We start from the raw sequence: 17525 nt of genomic DNA on the forward strand, positions 1-17525 counted from the left end.
CATATCTGGCGTTGACTTTTGGCACGCTGTTGAGTTCTCAAGGAACGGAAGCTTCCTTCGAGACCGTTTCACCGGCCCCTCCGGGCTTTCCCTTCATTGTCTCCAACCTTACCAGATCCGTTTCGCGTTTCCGCTCTTCGTTTCCGGCCCCCTGTTGGAGCGGGGTTTTGTCTTCCGGTTTTCACCTTTCGACGTTTCCGACTTTATCAGACTCTTTCGCGTCCGATTCCCGCCGGCGGGATTCTGCTTTTGCGTTTCCGCCTTTCGGCTTTCGCACTCGACGACTTTAGCAGATGCTTTCCGTCGGATTTACCGCACCGCTTCGAGGGCGCACGTCTCCGTGGCCTTCTCGTCGCGGGGGTTGTGCCAACGTACTGGAGGAGGCCGGTCGGAGCAAATCGGCGGTGGCGTGGTGTGGCCGGCTCGGCAGGGGTGGCAGACTGAGTGGTCTGGACCACTTGCTTGGAGGCTTCATCATGACGACTGTCTCTTCGCCCCTGACCGGGCGCGTCATCGGGCTTGCCGCGGTGCCCGACCCCGTCTTCTCGGGGGCGATGGTGGGGCCGGGCACGGCGATCGACCCCGTGCGCGAGCCCTCGGTGGCCGTGTCGCCGGTGGACGGGGTGGTCGTCTCGCTCCACGCGCACGCGTTCGTCGTGGTGGACACGGACGGGCACGGGGTGCTGACCCACCTCGGCATCGACACCGTGCAGCTGAACGGCGAGGGCTTCGAGGTGCTCGTCAACAAGGGCGACACCGTCGTGCGCGGGCAGGCGATGGTGCGGTGGAACCCCGCGGCGGTCGAAGCCGCGGGCAAGTCCGCGGTGTGCCCGGTGGTGGCGCTCGAGGCGACGGCCGATGCGCTGACCGCTCTCGTCGAGGACGGAGAGGTGACCGCCGGGGCCACGCTCTTCTCTTGGACGTAGCCTTTTCGGCAAGGCCACTCCCGACGCATAAACACAGGCAACGCGGTCGCGTGCGTCCGCGACAACCGGAGACGGGTGAGATGGAGACAACGCTGCGAGGCGTCGGTGTCAGCCACGGCGTGGCGATCGGCGAGGTACGGCACATGGGAACCGCGGTTCTCGAGCCCCCGGCCAAGCAGATTCCGGCCGATGAGGCGCCTCGGGAGCAGGCCCGGGCGCGTCAGGCGGTCGATGCGGTGGCCAATGACCTGATCGCACGCGGCAACCTGGCGGGCGGCGAGGCACAGGCTGTGCTGGAGGCACAGGCGCTGATGGCGCAGGACCCCGAGCTGATGGCCGATGTGGAGCGCCGTATCGCGGTGGGCAGCTCGGCCGAGCGCGCGGTCTACGACGCCTTCGCCTCCTATCGGGCGCTGCTGGCCAACGCGGGCGAGTATCTGGCGGGGCGGGTGGCGGACCTGGACGACGTGCGCAACCGGATCGTGGCACGGCTGCTCGGCGTACCGATGCCGGGTGTGCCGGACAGCGACGAGCCGTACGTGCTGATCGCGCGCGATCTGGCGCCCGCGGACACGGCGTTGCTGGACCCGTCGCTGGTGCTCGGTTTCGTGACCGAGGAGGGTGGCCCGACCAGTCACAGCGCGATCCTCGCCCGTGCTCTGGGCGTGCCGGCGGTGGTGGCGCTGCCGGGCGCCACCGAGCTGGCCGAGGGCACGGTCATCGCCGTGGACGGCAGCACGGGCGACATCTACGTCGATCCGAGCAGGGACCGCCGGGCCGAGCTGGCGAAGGCCGCGGAGGAGCGCAGGGCGGCGCTCGCGGCGTCCTCGGGGCCGGGCGCGACATCGGACGGTCACAAGGTGCCGCTGCTGGCGAACATCGGCGGTCCCGGTGACGTCGAGGCCGCCGTGAAGGCGGGCGCGGAGGGCGTGGGTCTGTTCCGTACGGAGTTCCTGTTCCTGGACGACTCGAAGAACGCGCCGTCGGAGGAGACGCAGGTCGAGGCGTACCGGCAGGTGCTGGAGGCCTTTCCCGAGGGCCGGGTCGTGGTGCGGGTGCTGGACGCGGGGGCGGACAAGCCGCTGGAGTTCCTGACACCGGCGGACGAACCGAACCCGGCACTGGGTGTGCGCGGTCTACGGACGCTGCTCGCCCACCCCGACGTGCTCAGCACCCAGCTGCGGGCGCTGGCCAGGGCCGCCGAAGGTCTGCCGGTGTACCTCGAGGTCATGGCGCCGATGGTGGCGGACCGCATCGACGCCAAGGCGTTCGCGGACGCGTGCCGGGAGGCCGGGCTGCACGCGAAGTTCGGGGCGATGGTGGAGATCCCGTCGGCGGCGCTGCGGGCGCGGTCGATCCTGCAGGAGGTCGAGTTCCTTTCGCTGGGAACCAATGACCTGGCGCAGTACACCTTCGCGGCCGACCGCCAGGTCGGTTCGGTCTCGCGGCTCCAGGACCCGTGGCAGCCGGCGCTGCTGGACCTGGTGGCGGCGGCCGCCGAGGCCGCGCGGGCCGAGGGCAAGAGCTGCGGTGTGTGCGGTGAGGCGGCCTCCGATCCGCTGCTGGCGTGTGTGCTGACGGGTCTGGGCGTGACGAGCCTGTCGATGGGCGCGGCCTCGCTTCCCTACGTCCGCGCGACGCTGGCGAAGTACACCCTCGCGCAGTGCGAGCGGGCGGCGGCGGCCGCCCGGGCGACCGACACGGCCGACGAGGCGCGGCGCGCGGCGCAGGCGGTGCTGTCCGGGGAGTGACCGTTCCGCGTCCTCCCGAGGGGCGTCCCACCGTTGGGTGGGGCGCCCTTCGGTGTTCGCTGTGGTCAGCCGTCCTCAGGGGGCGGGAGGACGAATCCGGGGCGGTGGACGACTCCGGGCTCCGGGGGGACGGGGTCGCCGGACTCGGCGTCCGTGCAGTAGGCGTTGAAGACCTGGGCCTCGGTGAGGGGCTGGAGCCAGCCGTCGCGCAGCGTCCAGCCGCGGACCTCGTCGGGGCGCCCCGGTGGGGGCTGGCCGGTGCCCGTGCCGCTGCGCAGGACGACGCCTCCGGTGCTGTCCTCGGCGATCCCGGCGGCGAGGACGGTGCAGCAGACCAGGGCCTCGGCCTCGACGAGGTGGACCATGCCCCGGTCGTCGCAGCGGGCGCGCATGGCGGCGAGGAGTGTGGTGCCCTCGGCGGGCACGCTGCACACGAGGTGGTGGTGGCCCGGCCCGGCGGCTTCGAGGAGGCGCATCAGGGCCTGGGACGCGCGGTCGAAGGAGGTCCGGGCGAGGTCGTCGCCGCAGCCCGAGCAGTCCCCGGCGCGGGCCAGGATGTCGGAGGCCCGTTCCCAGGTGGCCTGGCGGCCGGCCTCGTACTCGAGCTCGGTGACGAGGAGTTCGAGGGGCTGGCCGCTGTACGGGACGGTGGGACCGGCCGTGGTGACGTCGGCGGCGTACCGCGTCCGGGAGCGTGAGCTGTCGGGGTCGTGGCCGGTGTCGGCGCAGTACTCGGCGTACTCCCCGGGGTCGAAGACCCCCACCCGGACGTGGATGCCGCGGGAGGCGAGGGACCGCAGCAGGCCCTCCATCTGCCGCAGGTAGGTCGCGTGGTCGTCGAAGGTGAAGCTGCCGTACTCCCGCATGGCGGCGAAGTCACCGGGGTCGGTGAGGACGGCGACGGTGGTCGGTGCCTCGCGGCGCAGGGCGCGGCGGCCGGTCCGTGCGGGGCGGCGGGCGGGGCGGGTGGTCTGCTTGCGGTGCTTGGTGTGTGCCATGACGGCTCCCCCTCGGTACGGCGGTCAACTGTCACTCACCGTAATCCCCGCCACTGACAGTGACCGGTCGGTGGGGTGTGACGGAGGCCGGCGCGGTGGCCGGCTCCGGGAGTTCCAGGGAGTCCAGCCGGTCAAGCCGGCGGCGCACCAGGGCGCGCTGCCCGAGGGAGACGGCGGCGAGCCCGCCGCCGAGGCCCAGCCAGCCGAGCGGGCCGGCGGCCATGACGGCCGAGGTGAGGAGCACCGGGCCCGCCGAGCGCTGGGCCGACTGCGCGAGTCCGTGCACGCCCAGGTAGGCGCCCTGCGAGCGGCCGGGGGCGAGGGCCAGGGACAACTCCCAGGAGATCGCCGCGTGGACGATCTCGGCGGCGGTGAAGGCCGTCGCGGCCACGACGAGGGCGACCACCGCGACCCCTTCCGAGTCCACGGCCGAGACGGCCATGGCGGCCCCCGCGACGAGGAAGGCGGCGCCGAGCAGGGGCAGGGAGGCCGCGGCCCTGCGCGGCTCGTCGCCGAGGCGGCTGAGGCGGACCTGGAACAGCACGACGAGGACGTTGTTCAGGACGAAGAGCAGGGCGACGAGGCTGTGCGGGGCGGCGGTCGCGGTGGCGATCCACAGCGGCAGGCCGACGTTGAGTGCCGTGTCGTCGAGGAACAGCAGGGTCTCGGTGGCGGTGTAGCCGAGGTAGCCGCGGTCGCGCCAGGGGCTCGCGGACGGTGCGGTCGTCCGGGGCGGTGCCCCGCCGGCGGGGGTGGTCGCGGAGGTCACCACCCTTGCCGGGGTGGGCGGTTCGGCGCAGCGCAGAACGAGCAGGGCCGCGCCGACGAAGGAGAGGGCGTCCCCGGCGAGCATCGCGCGGTACGCGGTGTCGGTGCCGATGGCGAGGGCGACGGCGGCGGTGAGTCCGCCGATGCCGAAGCCGATGTTCACCACGGTGCGCTGAAGCGCCTGGTAGCGGACGCGGTCCGGGCCCGCGACGCGCGCGGCGTACAGCTTGGTGAGCACCGAGGCGGCGCGGTCGCCGAGGCTGCCGAGGGCGGCGATGGGCAGCAGCAGCCAGAACGTGCCGGTGAGCAGGATGCCGACGGCGGCCGCGGCGCGCAGGGCGTGAACGGCGGGGAGCAGCCGGGTGAGCGGGACGCGGTCGGCCAGGCGTCCCGCGACGGGGGTGCCCGCGACGCCGACGGCTCCCGCGATGCCGAGGAGGAGGCCGATCCGGTGCGGGGCGAGACCGGCGACGTAGGTGTAGTACAGCGCCGAAGTGCCGTACCAGAGGCCGGAACCGGCCTTGTCGGTGAAGCTGACCCACAGCAGTCGGCGGCCGTCGCGGCCGCCCGGTACGAGGTTCTCGATGTCGCCGCGACTGCGAGGGAATCGCATGCACTGCCCCCTTGACCCGAAGTTTGTATTGATACAGACTTACGAATGTGGCAGCACAATATGCGATCACCGGTACGAGCGCCAAGGGCATTTCCGCGTCCGTCGAACGGGGCGTGGCCGACGGGACGTTGTCCCCGGGTGCCGCGCTCCCCCCGGTGCGGGCCCTGGCCGAGCGCCTGGGGGTGAGCCCCGGGACGGTGGCGACCGCGTACAAGGAGCTGCGGCAGCGCGGCATCGTCGTCACCCGCGGCCGGGGCGGCACCGTCGTCGCGGAGGCGCCGGCGGTGGCGTCGCGCCGGCCGCCGAGGGTGCCGCCCGGGCTGCGGGACCTTGCGGGCGGGCACCCCGACCCGGCCTTCCTGCCGGAGCTGCCGTCGTCGGTGCGCGTGGCTCCCGGGGTGCGTTCGCACCGGGCGTCCCCGCGGCTGCCCGAACTGGAGTCGCTGACCCGCGAGTGGTTCGAGCGCGACGGGGTGCCGTCCGGGCAGGTGACGTTCGCGCACGGCGCGCTCGACTGCGTCGGCCGCCTGCTGTCGGTCGAACTCCGGCCCGGCGACGCGGTGGCGATGGAGGATCCGGGGTACCACCATCTGCTCGACCTCGTGCCCGCGCTGGGGCTGCGCATGGTGCCGGTCGCGGTGGACGACGAGGGCATGCGTCCCGAAGCGCTCCGGGACGCGCTGCGGGCGGGGGCCCGGGCGGTGGTGTGCAGCCCGCGCTCCCAGAACCCGTACGGCGGTTGCTTCTCGCCCGGACGGCGGGACGCGCTGCTGGACGTACTGCGGGAGGCACCCGATGTGCTGGTGGTGGAGAACGACCACGCCGCCGAGATCGCGGGCGTGCCGCTGAACAGCCTGACGTCGGGAGAGCCGCCCCGGTGGGCGCAGGTGCGCACGGTCACCAAGTACCTGGGCACGGACCTGCGGTGGGCCGCGCTCGCCTGCGACCCCACGACGCTGGCGCGGCACGACGGGCGGCTGCTGCTGACCTCGGGGTGGATCAGTCATGTGCTGCAGGAGATGGTCGCCCGGCTGCTGACCGACCCGGGGGCCCGGGTGCTCGTCGGGGCCGCGCGGGACGCGTACACGGAGCGACGGGAGGCGTTCACCGGTGAACTGCGGCGGCGCGGCATCCCGGCGCACGGGGCGAGCGGCCTGAACGTGTGGGTACCGGTGCGGGACGAGGCGGCGGTGGTGAACGGGCTGCGGTCGCGGGGGTGGTGGGTGGCGGCCGGAGCGAGGTTCCGCCTGGCGGCGGGACCCGGGGTGCGGATCACGACGGCGGATCTGCCGCCCGCCGATGCGCTTGCGCTGGCGGTCGACTTCGCCGAGGTCCTCGGGGAGTTCGGGGCGACGTACGGGGGGTGAGCGGACCGGGCCTCGGGTCGCCCGCCCCGTGCGGCCCAGGGGTGGATTGTGGTCGGGCGTCCCGCGTGGCGGAACACCCGACCACACCCCAACGGCGTACTCGATGGCGGGGCCCGGTCACCCGCTGCCCCGCCTCACCTCAGCCGCGGGTGCGGGCGAGCTCCGCGTAGAAGGTGAGCAGGTCCACGTTGTCGACCGAGCCGGGGTTGACGGCCTTGTCCAGCGGCGTGCCCTGGAGGAGCTTCTTGACCGGGACCTCGATGCGCTTGCCGGTGAGCGTGTGCGGGATGCCGGGGACCGGGATGATCTCGTCGGGGACGTGACGGGGGGAGAGTCGCTCGCGGATGGTGCGCTTGACCTTGTCGCGGAGGGCGTCGTCGAGGACCGCGCCCTCGCTGAGCTGGACGAACAGCGGCATCCAGTAGCCCCCGTCGGGCTGTTCGACACCGATGACGAGGGATTCGCGGATCTCGGGGAGTCGTTCCACGGCCTCGTAGATGTCGGCGGAGCCCATGCGGACGCCCTGGCGGTTCAGGGTGGAGTCGGAGCGGCCGTGGATGATCACCGTGCCGCGCGAGGTGAGGGTGATCCAGTCGCCGTGCCGCCAGACGCCGGGGAACATCTCGAAGTAACTGTCGCGGTAGCGCGTCCCGTCGGGGTCGTCCCAGAAGTGGATCGGCATGGACGGCATGGGGTTGGTGACGATCAGCTCGCCGACCTCGTCGGTGACGGGCTTGCCGTAGGGGTCCCAGGCCTGCAGGTCGGTGCCGAGGCAGGGAGCCTGGAGTTCGCCGATGTACACCGGGAGCGTGGGGACGCCGCCCGCGAAGCAGCTGCACACGTCGGTACCGCCGCTGACGGAGGCGATCCAGACGTCCTCCTTGACCTCGTCGTGGATCCAGCGGAAGCCGTCCGGCGGGAGCGGGGAGCCGGTGGTGGCCACGCACTTGACGGCCGACAGGTCGAAGTCGCGGCCGGGGTGGACGCCGGCCTTGCGGCAGGCGATGACGTACGCGGCGGAGGTGCCGAAGACGGTGGTGCCGGTGCGTTCGGCGACGCCCCACTGGGCGCCGGTGTCGGGGAAGCCGGGGCTGCCGTCGTACAGGACGATCGTGGAACCGGCGAGCAGGCCGCCGACGAGGAAGTTCCACATCATCCAGCCGGTGGAGGTGTACCAGAAGAACCGGTCCTGCGGCCCGAGGTCCATGTGGAGGCCGGTCTGCTTCAGGTGCTCCAGCAGGATGCCGCCCTGGGACTGGACGATGGCCTTGGGCAGGCCGGTGGTGCCGGAGGAGTAGAGCACCCACAGCGGGTGGTCGAAGGGCACCTGCTCGTACGAGGGCTCCTGGTCGCCGGAGACCAGGGCGTCCCACTCCAGGGTGCCCTCGGGGGCGGCGCTGCCCAGCAGCGGGATGTGGACGACGGCGCGCAGCGAGGGCAGTTCGGCGCGCAGCTCGGCGACGACGCCCGCGCGGTCGTGCTCCTTGCCGCCGTAGCGGTAGCCGTCGACGGTGAACAGGACGACCGGCTCGACCTGCTGGAAGCGGTCCAGGACGCTGCGGGCGCCGAAGTCCGGGGCGCAGGAAGTCCACACGCCGCCGACGGCGGCGGTCGCGAGGAGGGCGACCACGGCCTGGGGGATGTTGGGGAGGTAGCCGCTGACCCGGTCGCCGGGCCGGACGCCGAGGGCGCGCAGCTCGTGGGCGAGGGAGGCGACCTGGCGGCGCAGTTCGGACCAGCTCGTCTCGCCGATGTCGTGGCGCTCGTCGAGGTGGAGCAGCGCGGGCGCGTCGGCGCGCGCGGCGTCGCCGGCGGGGCGCAGGGCGTGCTCGGCGTAGTTGAGCGTGGCCCCGGGGAACCACTTCGCGCCCGGCATGGAGGCGTCGGCGAGGACGGTCTCGTACGGGGACGAGAAGCGCACGTCGAACCACTCGACGACGGAGCGCCAGAAGGCCTCCGGCTCGCGCACCGACCAGGCGTGCAGCGCCTGGTAGCCGGCGACGGGGTCGGCCGGGTCGGGGGCCGGCGCGCCGTGGCGCTCGGCGGCCCAGGTCTGGAAGCGCGTCACCTGGGCACCGGAGACCCGGTCCGGGCCGGGCTGCCAGAGGGGCTGCTCGGTCACCGGGTCGGCGGTGGGCTCAGGTGTGGTGCTCATGGGGCGGCTCCCGGACGGTACGCGACGCTGCGTTGTGTGCTGCTGGACCCCGGCCGGGCGGAATGTCCCCGGTCACGGCTGGGCAGGACGATGCCACGTGATCGTCGCCGGCGCCAGGGCACACCCCACACATTCGGGGGTGGAACCATGTGCCGGGCCGCCAGGTGGAAGGCGGCCGATCCGGCGGCGGGGCGGGCGGGAACGGTGAAAGGGTGGGCCTTATGGATGCTCGGGACCTGGTGCGACAGGTACGGCAGGTCGGATCGGCGAACGGGCTGAGGGCGGTGCGCGCGGCATGGCGCCGGCAGCGCACCGACGCGCGGGACCTCCCGCGCCGGGGACCGGAGCGGGCGAGGGTGCCGGGAGCGGCCGAGGGCGCGGATCCGCTGCCGGGCGGCGGGCTGGTCCGCTTCGCCCGGTCGAGCCTGCGGGTGCGGGTCGCGTCGGGCGGCGCGGTGTTCTGCGGCTGGGACGGGGCCGAGCCGGAGCCCTCGTACGCGCTGGACGGCGGCTGCCCGGACGCGGACACCCGGGCGGTCATCGAGCCCGACAAGGACGGCTGGCGGGTGGTGTCGGAGCGGATCACGGTCCTGGTGTCCCGGCACGGGGCGGTGGAGTTCCGCACGCCGGGCGGCCTGCTGCTGCGGCGTGACCTGCCGCCGCGGTGGTGGGATCCGCTGACCGCCGCGAAGGGCGCGGAGCCGCGCTGGGTGCAGCGGTCGGAGACGCCGGCGGACGCGGCGGTGTTCGGGCTCGGCGGGCGCGCCTCGGGGCCGCGACTGGGCGAGGGCACGTACCGGCTGTGGAACACCGACCCGGGCGGTGCCTTCGAACCGGAGACCGATCCGCTGTACATCACGATGCCGGTGCAGCTGGTGGTCGCCGACGCGGGCAGCCATCTGGTCTTCCACGACAACACCTGGGACGGCCGGGTGACCCTGCGCGACGGTGAGGAGGGCGCGGGTTCCGGCCACGACCGGCCCGGCGGCTGCGAGGTGCGGATGGACGGCGGTCCGCTGCGCTACTGGGTGATTCCCGGTACGCCCGCACGGGTCCTGGCCTCCTGGAGCGCGCTGACCGGGCGGCCGGCGCTGCCGCCGCGGTGGGCGCTGGGGTACCAGCACTCACGCTGGGGCTTCGGCACCGCGGCCGAGGTGCGCCGGGTCGCGGCGGGCTACCGGGAGCGGGAGCTCCCGCTGTCGGCGCTGCACCTGGACATCGACCACTACGACGGCCACCGGGTCTTCACCGTCGACCGCGAGCGCTTCCCCGGCCTGCCCGCGCTCGCCGAGGAGTTGCGCGGCAACGGGGTGCGCCTGGTGTCGATCGTGGACCCGGCGGTCAAGCTGGAGCCGGGCAATCCGGTCCACGACAGCGGGGCGGCGGCCGACGCCTTCGTACGGGACGCGCAGGGCCGCACGGTCCGCGGCGTGGTGTGGCCGGGTGACGCGGTCTTCCCCGACTTCACCGATCCGCGGGTGCGCAAGTGGTGGGGCGGGCTGTACGCGGAGCGGCTCACGCAGGGCTTCGCCGGGGTGTGGCACGACATGAACGAGCCGGTGTCCTTCGCCGCCTTCGGGGACACCACGCTCCCCCGCTCCGCCCGGCACGCCCTGGAGGGCCGCGGCGGCGACCACCGCGAGGCGCACAACGTGTACGGGCTGACCATGGCCCGGGCCGGTCATGAGGGGCTGCGCGAACTGCGCCCCGACTCAAGGCCGTTCCTGTTCTCGCGTTCCGGCTGGGCGGGCATGCAGCGGTACGGCGGGACGTGGTCGGGCGATGTGTCGACGGGGTGGCCGGGGCTGCGCTCCTCGTTGTCGCTGGTGCTGGGGCTGGGCCTGTGCGGAGTGCCGTACTCGGGGCCGGACGTGGGCGGCTTCACCGGGATCCCGACGCCGGAGCTGTATCTGCGCTGGTTCCAGATGGCCGCGTACTTCCCGTTCTTCCGTACGCATTCGGCGCTGCACGCGGGGCACCGCGAGCCGTGGGAGTTCGGGCCCCGGGTGTTGGAGGCGGCGGGGGCGGCGATGCGCGAGCGCGAGCGGCTGATGCCGTACCTCTACACCCTGGCGCACACGGCGCGCAGTTCCGGGGCGCCCTATGTGCGGCCGGTGTGGTGGGGCGATCCGGAGGACCGCAAGCTGCGTTCCTGCGGGGACGCCTTCCTGCTGGGGGACGCGCTGCTGGTGGCCCCGGTGCTGGAGCAGGGGGCGACGGAGCGTGCGGTGCGGCTGCCGCGGGGTCTGTGGTACGACACGGCGACCGGGGAGGCGCATCAGGGGCCCGGGCAGGTGCTGCTGGCCGCGCCGCCGGAACGTATCCCGGTGCTGGCGCGGGCGGGTGCCGTGGTGCCGGTGGCGGAGGAGGACGGCACGGTGGGGCTCGACGTGTGGGCGCCGGTGACCGGGCGCGCCGGTGGCGGGATGCTGATCACCGACGCCGGCGACGGCTGGGCCGAGCCGCGGGTGGAGCGCTTCACCTCGCGGTTGGTGGACGGCGAGGTCGTCGTGGTCCGTGAGGGGCACGACGAGGTGGGGTACCCGGTGCGGGTGCGCGGCGCGGTCGTTCAGTAGCGGCCGTCGAACCAGTTGCGCACCGCCTCGGTGTGCAGCGGGAAGGCCAGTTCCGCCGGGGCGAGCAGGACCTCCCGGTCGTCGGTCTCTTCGGTGGCGACGACGGGCGGGAGATCCTCGGCGGCGCGCTCCGGCAGAAGGCCGAACACCAGGAGGTGGCCGGTGTCGCCGCTGAGGGCGTCCGCCAGCCGGACGTCGTCGGCGGAGGCCTCGATGCCGGTCTCCTCGTCGAGTTCGCGGACCACGGCCTGCTGCCAGGTCTCGCCGAGGTCGACGAAGCCGCCGGGGAGGGCGAGGAGTCCGCGCCCCGGCTCGATGGCCCTGCGTACGACGACCAGGCCGGTGCCCGCGGCGGCCCGTACCGGGAGCAGGGCGACGGCGACGGGGAGCGGATTGCGGTACGTGATGCCACCGCAGGCGGCGCAGGAGCGCGGCCAGCCCGCGGCGGGGGAGAACGGCGTACCGCAGTAGGAGCAGTGGCTGTCCTTCTGACGAGTGGTCACGCGCGGACTGTATCCGACGGGTTCGCCGGGCCCCGTGCGGCCTGTTCGGGCCGGGGCGCCGCGCGCAGCCCTGTCCGTCCCGGAGGTTGAGAGGGCACACTGGCGTCCGTGACACCCGAATCCCTCGGCAAAGGCGCCAATCTGCCGGTTCCCGTGCCCGCCGTGCGGGCGGTGCTCGACTGGACCGCCGGTCCCGGCGTACCCGACGTCGACGCCTCCGCGCTGCTGCTGACGGACGGCGGGCGGGTGCGCTCGGACGCCGACTTCGTGGTCTACAACCAGCCCGTGCACGCCTCCGGAGCCGTGCGGCACACCGGGAAGCACACGGGCCCGGGGCAGGCGTCGGACGCGCTCGACGTCGACCTGGCCCGCGTGGAGCCGGCGGTCGAGCGGGTCGTCCTGTGCGCCTCCGCGGACGGCGGGACCTTCGGGCAGGTGCCGGGACTGCGGCTGCGGTTGCTGGACGCCCGGAACGGGGCCGAGATCGCGCGGTTCGACATGCCGGCGACGACCGAGACGGCGTTCATCGGCGGCGAGCTGTACCGGCGCGGCGGGGTGTGGAAGTTCCGTGCCGTCGGGCAGGGCTACGCGTCGGGGCTGACCGGACTCGCCACGGACTTCGGGATCACCGTCGACTCGCCCCAGCCGCCCGCACCGCCTGTGCCTCGACCTCCGCAGTACCCGCGGCCCGCGCTCCCCGTGACGGTGCCCCCGCCGCCGCCCTTCCCGGCCGCGGCCGCTCCGCCGTCGGCCACCCGGCTCACCATGGGCGAGGAGCACCTGCCTCCCGACATGCGCAAGCGGCTGAGCCTGCGCAAGGAGCAGGTGGCCGTCAGCCTGCGCAAGCACGGCGCGGCGGGCGTCGTGGCGCGGGTGGTCCTCGTGCTGGACGCGTCGGGCTCGATGAGCGGCCTGTACGCGCGCGGGGTCGTCGCCGACGTGGTCGAGCGCATGGCGGCGGTCGCGGCGCAACTGGACGACGACGGCGAGATGCAGGCGTGGACCTTCGCCTCGCACCCAGCGCGCCTGCCGGACCTGCGGATCGCGGAGCTGCCGATGTGGCTGCGGCTGCACGTCCGGGTGGGCGAGCTGAGTCTGTTCGGCCGCCCCAAGAAGCCCCGGCACGGGCTGCAGCCGGGCCAGGTCGACATGCGCTTCGTCGGCATCCAGAACGAGGAGCAGAAGGTCATCGCGGAGGTCCGGGCGTACGTGCGGGCGAACCCGACGGCGGCGCCGACGCTCGTGCTGTTCTTCTCCGACGGCGGGGTCTACCGCAACGCCCAGATCGAGCAGCAGCTGCGGGAGGCGGTGGAGGAGCCGGTGTTCTGGCAGTTCGTCGGTCTGGGCCGGGCCAACTACGGGGTGCTGGAGCGTTTCGACACCCTGCCCGGCCGGCGCGTCGACAACGTCGGGTTCTTCGCCGTGGACGACATCGCCGGCGTGCCGGACGCGGAGCTCTACGACCGGATCCTGTCGGAGTTCCCGTCCTGGATGACGGCCGCGCGGCAGGCCGGGATCCTGCGCTGAACCTCCCGCTTGTCGGCGGCCGTCGGACCGTGGGACTCCAGGACGACCGGAGCTCCCAGGACCTCACCGATCGCTCGCGACCAGGCGGCCGGATCGGGGCCCGGGACGTCCCAGCGGGCGGGGCGGGCCTTGAGCAGCCGGTCGGTGAGCGCGGCCTGGCGGGCGAGGTCGCCTGGCGGGGCGGTGGGCAGCCGCGTCTCGCCTGTGTCGTACGCGCGGACCAGGCGCAGCTGCGGGCAGCGGCGGGCGGGGGCGTCGAGGTGGGTGACGGCGAGGGCGTCCACGCCGCCGCAGACGTCGACGGCGTAGCGGTGGGCGACGGCGTCGAAGTGGCCGCTGCGGAAGGCGCCCTGCCAGGGGCCGTGCCCGTTGTGCGGCTCGGGCAGGAGCGGGGCGAGTTCGGGGTCCTCGGTGACGTGTGGGCCCGGGCCGTGCCGGGTGGTGTACGTCCGCACCACGCCGAGCCGGCGGGCCGTCGCCCCGGCCTCCGCGAGCAGCGTCTCGGCGTTGGCGAAGGTGGTCGTGGACCACGTGGTGTACGGGTGGAAGCCGTGCCATTCGTCCAGGAGTACGCCCTGGGCGCCCTCGAAGACGACGGTGTCCTCGCGCAGGACGCGGGCGAGGTGGCCGTCGCCGGTGAGGGTGACGGCACGGGCGAAGGCGGTGAAGGCGTCGGCGCAGTCCTCGGGTGGCGGGGCCGGCAGCGACCGGCCGAACTCGTCGGCGAGGCGGTCGCGCAGGAGGCGGAGCTTGCGCAGCAGACGGGGGCGTGAAGCGCAGTCGCCCGCGGTGGGGGCGTCCTCGGAGTGGGCGAGGGCGTAGGCGGCGGTCTCGCCGATGCCCATGCCGCAGGAGCCGTGGCGTGCCGCGCCGCGCGCCTGCTCGCGCAGGCGGTTGGCGGCGGCGTGGTACGGGGTGGTGAGGCGGGCTTCGCGGTCCACGCTGAGCAGGGAGAACGGCGCGGGGACGCCCAGCGCGGTGAGGTGGTCGGCCTCGGCGGCCAGCGCGAGAGGGTCCACGAGCACGAAGCGGGACAGGTGGGTGCGGACGCCGCGCAGGGTGCCGGAGCCGAACTGGGCGAAGGTGTGGTGGCGTCCGTCGGTGGTGACGACGTTGTGGGCCGCCTGGGCGCCGCCGTTGAAGCGGACGACCGTGTGGACCGGCTCGGTGGCGCAGAGCCGGTCCACGACGGTGCCCTTGCCGGCGTCGCCGTAGCCGAGGTCGACGACGATGGTGTGCACGGTTCCGCTCCCTCCGGTGGGGGTTCGTGTTCTGTCGCCGGCTGTCCGCCGGTGCGTGGCGTGTGCCCGTCCTCCCCCGGGCGGGACCGGGGCGAGGCCCGGGGGGAGGGGGGCTGCCCACGGCGCCACCGCCCGGTTACAGGCGGGTCGTTCCGGGCGGCGTGTCCTGGTCGTCGATCAGGGGCGCGTCGGTCGCGGCGACGGCCGCGCGGTCGCGGCCGAGGGCGGCGAGGGCCTTGCCGACGGTGGCGGTGGCGGTGGATCCGACGGCGTCGAGGTCGTCGAGGCCCTCGGCGAGGTCGATGGCCTCCTCGCCGAGCCCGATGGTGAGGGCGATGGTCTCGCAGACGGCGTCGAGGTCGTCGAGCTCGATGACGTTCTGGCCCAGCAGCTTGCGCCAGGTGCCCAGCACTTCGGCGTTCCCGACGTACGAGGAGCCCGCCGGCAGGATGTAATAGACGTCGAACTTCTGCTTCAGCTCGGCGACGATCCGCGTGACGGGGATGTCCTCGGCGAGGTCGTCGCCGAGGACGTCGCGCACCTCGCGGGCCTTGACCTTGCCGTAGGGCAGTTCGTCGCCGATGAGGAAGAGGTAGCCCCGGCGGCCGCGCTTCTCGTGGCAGTCGATCGAGGTGTGCCGCGCGATGGCGTACATGGCGAGCTCGTACGACTCGGTCATCTGGCCGCCGCCCCCGCCCTCGAGCAGGATGTTGCCCAGGTCGTCGTCCATGCGGTTGTCGGACTCGAACTGGCCGAGCTGGAGCGGGACCCGGTCGCAGGTGGCGTCGCCGACCGCGCCGAAGAGGATCTGCGGGTGCTCGGTGTAGCCCTTGCGCAGCAGCAGGCCGAAGAGCTCGGGGAGCTTGGTCTGCAGCACCTGCGGCACGGTGCGCATGGAGCCGGTGACGTCGAAGAGGACGGAGATGGCGAGCGAGGCGGGGTGCTCGTCGGAGTCGCGGCTCTCGCGGACGCCGATGCCCTTCGGGTCGAGCGAGGCGTGCGCGGTCCAGGAACTGCGCGGCGAGGACGAGGTGACGCGGTCGCTGTAGGCGAAGGCGCCGGCGCCGGAGGCGGCGCGGTAGCGCGCGGCGGCGTCGTAGACGTTGGTGGACCAGCTTCCGCTGCCCATGGTGGTTCCCCCTTGGTGTGTCAGGCGTGTCAGGTGTGTCAGGTGCCGGTGCCGGTGCCGGGCATCGTGAACGGGCGGAAGGTGCGCGGGCCGTACAGGCGTTCCAGGAGCTCGTCCAGCTCCGCGAGGAGCCGCCATGCGTCGTGCGGGCGGCGTGCCTGGGGTCCCCCATGCCGAAGGCCAGGGGCGATGAGGGTGCAGCCGTGGAGGAAGGCGCGCAGCGGCCTCGCCGCGCGGTCCCCCATCAGCTGCTCGACGCAGCGCGAGGCGAGGTGGATGTCGGTGGCCTCGGTGGCGGGGCGCCGGCCGGTCACCTCGGGCGGGTAGAGCGCGCGGTGCCGCTCGACGAGGGCGGGGACGGTGCCGCCGCGTTCGGTGGAGTAGCACCAGTCGATCAGCACGAGGCCGTGCTGAGCGGGGTGGATGAGGACGTGCTCGGGCAGGACGGCGCCGTGGACGATGCCGGCCCGGTGCGCCCAGCCGAGGGCGACCAGCAGGCGGCGCCACATCCAGGCGGCGTCACGCGGGTCGAGGCCGCCCGGGTGGAGGGCGCGGACCTCGGCGAGGGTGTGGAAGCCGCGCAGCCGCTGGAGGGCGTTGACGCGGCGTTCGGTGCCGTCGGGGCCGCGGTGGCGGAAGGACTCGACCAGGCGGGGGGCGTAGGCGCGGTGCCGGGCGTCGGCCACGGTGTGCAGCCGGGTGAGCGCGTCGGCCTCACGCTCCATCAGGTCGTTGTCGGCGGGCCGCCGCGGGATCTTCAGTACGGTGTCGGGTCCGCCGGCGCGCAGCACGGCCAGGTCGCCGGTGACGAGGACCGGACCGAGCGGGTACGCGCCCCGGGCGGTGGTCAGGGTCGGGCCGTCGCCCGCGTGCCGCCGCCACTGGGCGGTGAGGCGGACGAAGGCGGCCTCGGCCTCGTCCGCGCGGCCCGGCGGGGCGGTGTCGGGGTGGAGCAGCCGGGCGAGCCGGCGGTAGTGCCGGGCGGCCTCGGCGGCGTCGGCCGGGAAGGGCCGGCCGAGGGCGGCCAGGGCGTCGTCGAAGCTGCGGACGCGGTGGGCGGACGTACGGCGGGTCGTGGCGGTCATCGGACGCTCTCCTCCCGGTCGGGGCGGAGCAGTGCGGGGTGCAGCAGGCGGGCGTCGCCGGCGCGGTAGAGGCGTGCGCGGGGACCGCCCCTGGTGCCGCCGCGGGTCGCGGTGGCGCCGGTGGACTCCACGAAGCCGGGGACGGAGAGGACCTTGCGGTGGAAGTTCCCGGCGTGGAGGGCGCGGCCCCAGACGGCCTCGTAGACCGAGCGGAGCTCGGTGATGGTGAACTCCTCGCCCAGGAAGGCCGTGGCCAGCGGGGTGTACTCGATCTTGGCGCGGGCCCGGTCGAGACCTTCGGCGAGGATCGTGGCGTGGTCGAAGGCCAGCGCCAGGCCCTCCGGGGAGCGGTCGGACCGGCGGCCGGAACCACCCCCGTGGATCCCGGCCGGCCGGTCCTGCTCCAAGGGACGCGCCTGGGCGGCGTCCGGTTTCCCCTCAGGGGTCAGCGTCTCGACGGGAATCCACTCGGCCGCCGCGGCGTCGCTGCCGGCCGTCGCCTCGGGGAGGTCCGGGGCGAAGGCGAGGTAGGCGACGGAGACGACGTGCATACGCGGGTCCCGGTCGGGGCGGCCGTAGGAGCCGAGCTGTTCGAGGTGGACGCGGCCCAGGCCGCGCGCCTCGTCGAGCCCGGTCTCCTCGGCCAGTTCGCGGGCCGCCGCCTCGTCCAGCGATTCGCGGCCGGCCTGGACGAAGCCGCCGGGCAGCGCCCAGGCGCCTTCGTACGGCGGGCCGCCCCGGCGCACCAGCAGGACGTGCAGCACGCCTTGACGCAGCGTCAGCGCGACGATGTCGACGGTCACGGCGATGGGGTCGAAGGCGTGCGGGTCGTAGGCGGCGAGGAACGCGTCCTCGCCCTGCCGGTCTGCCATCGTGCGCCACCCAT

The 17525-nt window shown here is 73.9% G+C and carries 13 protein-coding genes; 5 read left to right on the forward strand and 8 right to left on the reverse strand.

All coding sequences use genetic code 11. The features are described from left to right. Nucleotides 1-476: 476 nt before the first annotated feature. Complete coding sequence (locus tag ACWDAS_RS23870) at nucleotides 477-926, forward strand: PTS sugar transporter subunit IIA (protein ID WP_450394293.1); 450 nt, start codon at nucleotides 477-479, stop codon at nucleotides 924-926. A gap of 80 nt (nucleotides 927-1006) precedes the next feature. Next, the gene (gene ptsP / locus ACWDAS_RS23875) at nucleotides 1007-2677 is read left to right on the forward strand and encodes a phosphoenolpyruvate--protein phosphotransferase (protein WP_450394296.1); all 1671 of its coding nucleotides are present in this window, start codon (nucleotides 1007-1009) and stop codon (nucleotides 2675-2677) included. Nucleotides 2678-2742: 65 nt separating this feature from the next. Here ptsP and ACWDAS_RS23880 read toward each other — a convergent pair whose 3' ends face one another. Then, nucleotides 2743-3675 carry a hypothetical protein gene (locus ACWDAS_RS23880; RefSeq protein ID WP_450394299.1) on the reverse strand — a complete coding sequence of 311 codons (933 nt, stop codon included), beginning with the start codon at nucleotides 3673-3675 and terminating at the stop codon, nucleotides 2743-2745. A 31-nt stretch (nucleotides 3676-3706) separates the two neighbouring features. Further along, a complete protein-coding gene (locus tag ACWDAS_RS23885; protein ID WP_450394301.1) occupies nucleotides 3707-5056 on the reverse strand; it encodes an MFS transporter in 1350 nt (449 codons plus the stop codon). 47 nt (nucleotides 5057-5103) lie between these two features. Between ACWDAS_RS23885 and ACWDAS_RS23890 the strand changes: the two genes are divergently transcribed. Next, nucleotides 5104-6423 carry an aminotransferase class I/II-fold pyridoxal phosphate-dependent enzyme gene (locus ACWDAS_RS23890; RefSeq protein WP_450394304.1) on the forward strand — a complete coding sequence of 440 codons (1320 nt, stop codon included), beginning with the start codon at nucleotides 5104-5106 and terminating at the stop codon, nucleotides 6421-6423. A gap of 139 nt (nucleotides 6424-6562) precedes the next feature. Here ACWDAS_RS23890 and ACWDAS_RS23895 read toward each other — a convergent pair whose 3' ends face one another. Further along, a complete protein-coding gene (locus ACWDAS_RS23895) occupies nucleotides 6563-8578 on the reverse strand; it encodes an acetoacetate--CoA ligase (protein WP_450394307.1) in 2016 nt (671 codons plus the stop codon). Nucleotides 8579-8799: 221 nt separating this feature from the next. Between ACWDAS_RS23895 and ACWDAS_RS23900 the strand changes: the two genes are divergently transcribed. Continuing rightward, nucleotides 8800-11154, forward strand: a complete 2355-nt coding sequence (locus ACWDAS_RS23900) for a glycoside hydrolase family 31 protein (protein ID WP_450394309.1) — start codon at nucleotides 8800-8802, stop codon at nucleotides 11152-11154. Here the strand turns inward: ACWDAS_RS23900 and ACWDAS_RS23905 are convergent. Further along, nucleotides 11148-11657, reverse strand: coding sequence for an NUDIX domain-containing protein (locus tag ACWDAS_RS23905; protein ID WP_450394311.1), 510 nt, complete (start codon nucleotides 11655-11657; stop codon nucleotides 11148-11150). The genes ACWDAS_RS23900 and ACWDAS_RS23905 overlap by 7 nt on opposite strands. Nucleotides 11658-11765: 108 nt before the next feature. Here ACWDAS_RS23905 and ACWDAS_RS23910 point away from each other — a divergent pair, with 108 nt between their 5' ends. After that, entirely contained in the window at nucleotides 11766-13184 is a 1419-nt protein-coding gene (locus ACWDAS_RS23910) for a VWA domain-containing protein (RefSeq protein WP_450394314.1), read from the forward strand. Here ACWDAS_RS23910 and ACWDAS_RS23915 read toward each other — a convergent pair. The 4 genes from ACWDAS_RS23915 to ACWDAS_RS23930 form a co-directional block, all read right to left on the reverse strand. Beyond that, nucleotides 13115-14425, reverse strand: a complete 1311-nt coding sequence (locus ACWDAS_RS23915; protein ID WP_450394316.1) for an adenylosuccinate synthetase — start codon at nucleotides 14423-14425, stop codon at nucleotides 13115-13117. The genes ACWDAS_RS23910 and ACWDAS_RS23915 overlap by 70 nt on opposite strands. A 136-nt stretch (nucleotides 14426-14561) precedes the next feature. Then, nucleotides 14562-15554: a hypothetical protein gene (locus ACWDAS_RS23920; RefSeq protein WP_450394319.1), complete on the reverse strand. Its 993-nt coding sequence runs from the start codon at nucleotides 15552-15554 to the stop codon at nucleotides 14562-14564. A gap of 38 nt (nucleotides 15555-15592) precedes the next feature. Beyond that, nucleotides 15593-16639 carry a molecular chaperone DnaJ gene (locus ACWDAS_RS23925; protein ID WP_450394321.1) on the reverse strand — a complete coding sequence of 349 codons (1047 nt, stop codon included), beginning with the start codon at nucleotides 16637-16639 and terminating at the stop codon, nucleotides 15593-15595. Beyond that, entirely contained in the window at nucleotides 16636-17511 is an 876-nt protein-coding gene (locus ACWDAS_RS23930; protein ID WP_450394324.1) for an NUDIX hydrolase, read from the reverse strand. Before ACWDAS_RS23930 ends, ACWDAS_RS23925 begins: the two co-directional genes overlap by 4 nt. Between the last annotated feature and the right edge of the window lie 14 nt (nucleotides 17512-17525).

The sequence above is a fragment of the Streptomyces sp. NPDC001070 genome (assembly GCF_053598835.1).

Bases quoted from the DNA above. Each gene is read 5' to 3' on its own strand.
- ACWDAS_RS23870 (WP_450394293.1), top strand. From the start codon at position 477: ATGACGACTGTCTCTTCGCCCCTGACCGGGCGCGTCATCGGGCTTGCC.
- ptsP (WP_450394296.1), top strand. From the start codon at position 1,007: ATGGAGACAACGCTGCGAGGCGTCGGTGTCAGCCACGGCGTGGCGATC.
- ACWDAS_RS23880 (WP_450394299.1), bottom strand. From the start codon at position 3,675: ATGGCACACACCAAGCACCGCAAGCAGACCACCCGCCCCGCCCGCCGC.
- ACWDAS_RS23885 (WP_450394301.1), bottom strand. From the start codon at position 5,056: ATGCGATTCCCTCGCAGTCGCGGCGACATCGAGAACCTCGTACCGGGC.
- ACWDAS_RS23895 (WP_450394307.1), bottom strand. From the start codon at position 8,578: ATGAGCACCACACCTGAGCCCACCGCCGACCCGGTGACCGAGCAGCCC.
- ACWDAS_RS23900 (WP_450394309.1), top strand. From the start codon at position 8,800: ATGGATGCTCGGGACCTGGTGCGACAGGTACGGCAGGTCGGATCGGCG.
- ACWDAS_RS23920 (WP_450394319.1), bottom strand. From the start codon at position 15,554: ATGGGCAGCGGAAGCTGGTCCACCAACGTCTACGACGCCGCCGCGCGC.
- ACWDAS_RS23925 (WP_450394321.1), bottom strand. From the start codon at position 16,639: ATGACCGCCACGACCCGCCGTACGTCCGCCCACCGCGTCCGCAGCTTC.
- ACWDAS_RS23930 (WP_450394324.1), bottom strand. From the start codon at position 17,511: ATGGCAGACCGGCAGGGCGAGGACGCGTTCCTCGCCGCCTACGACCCG.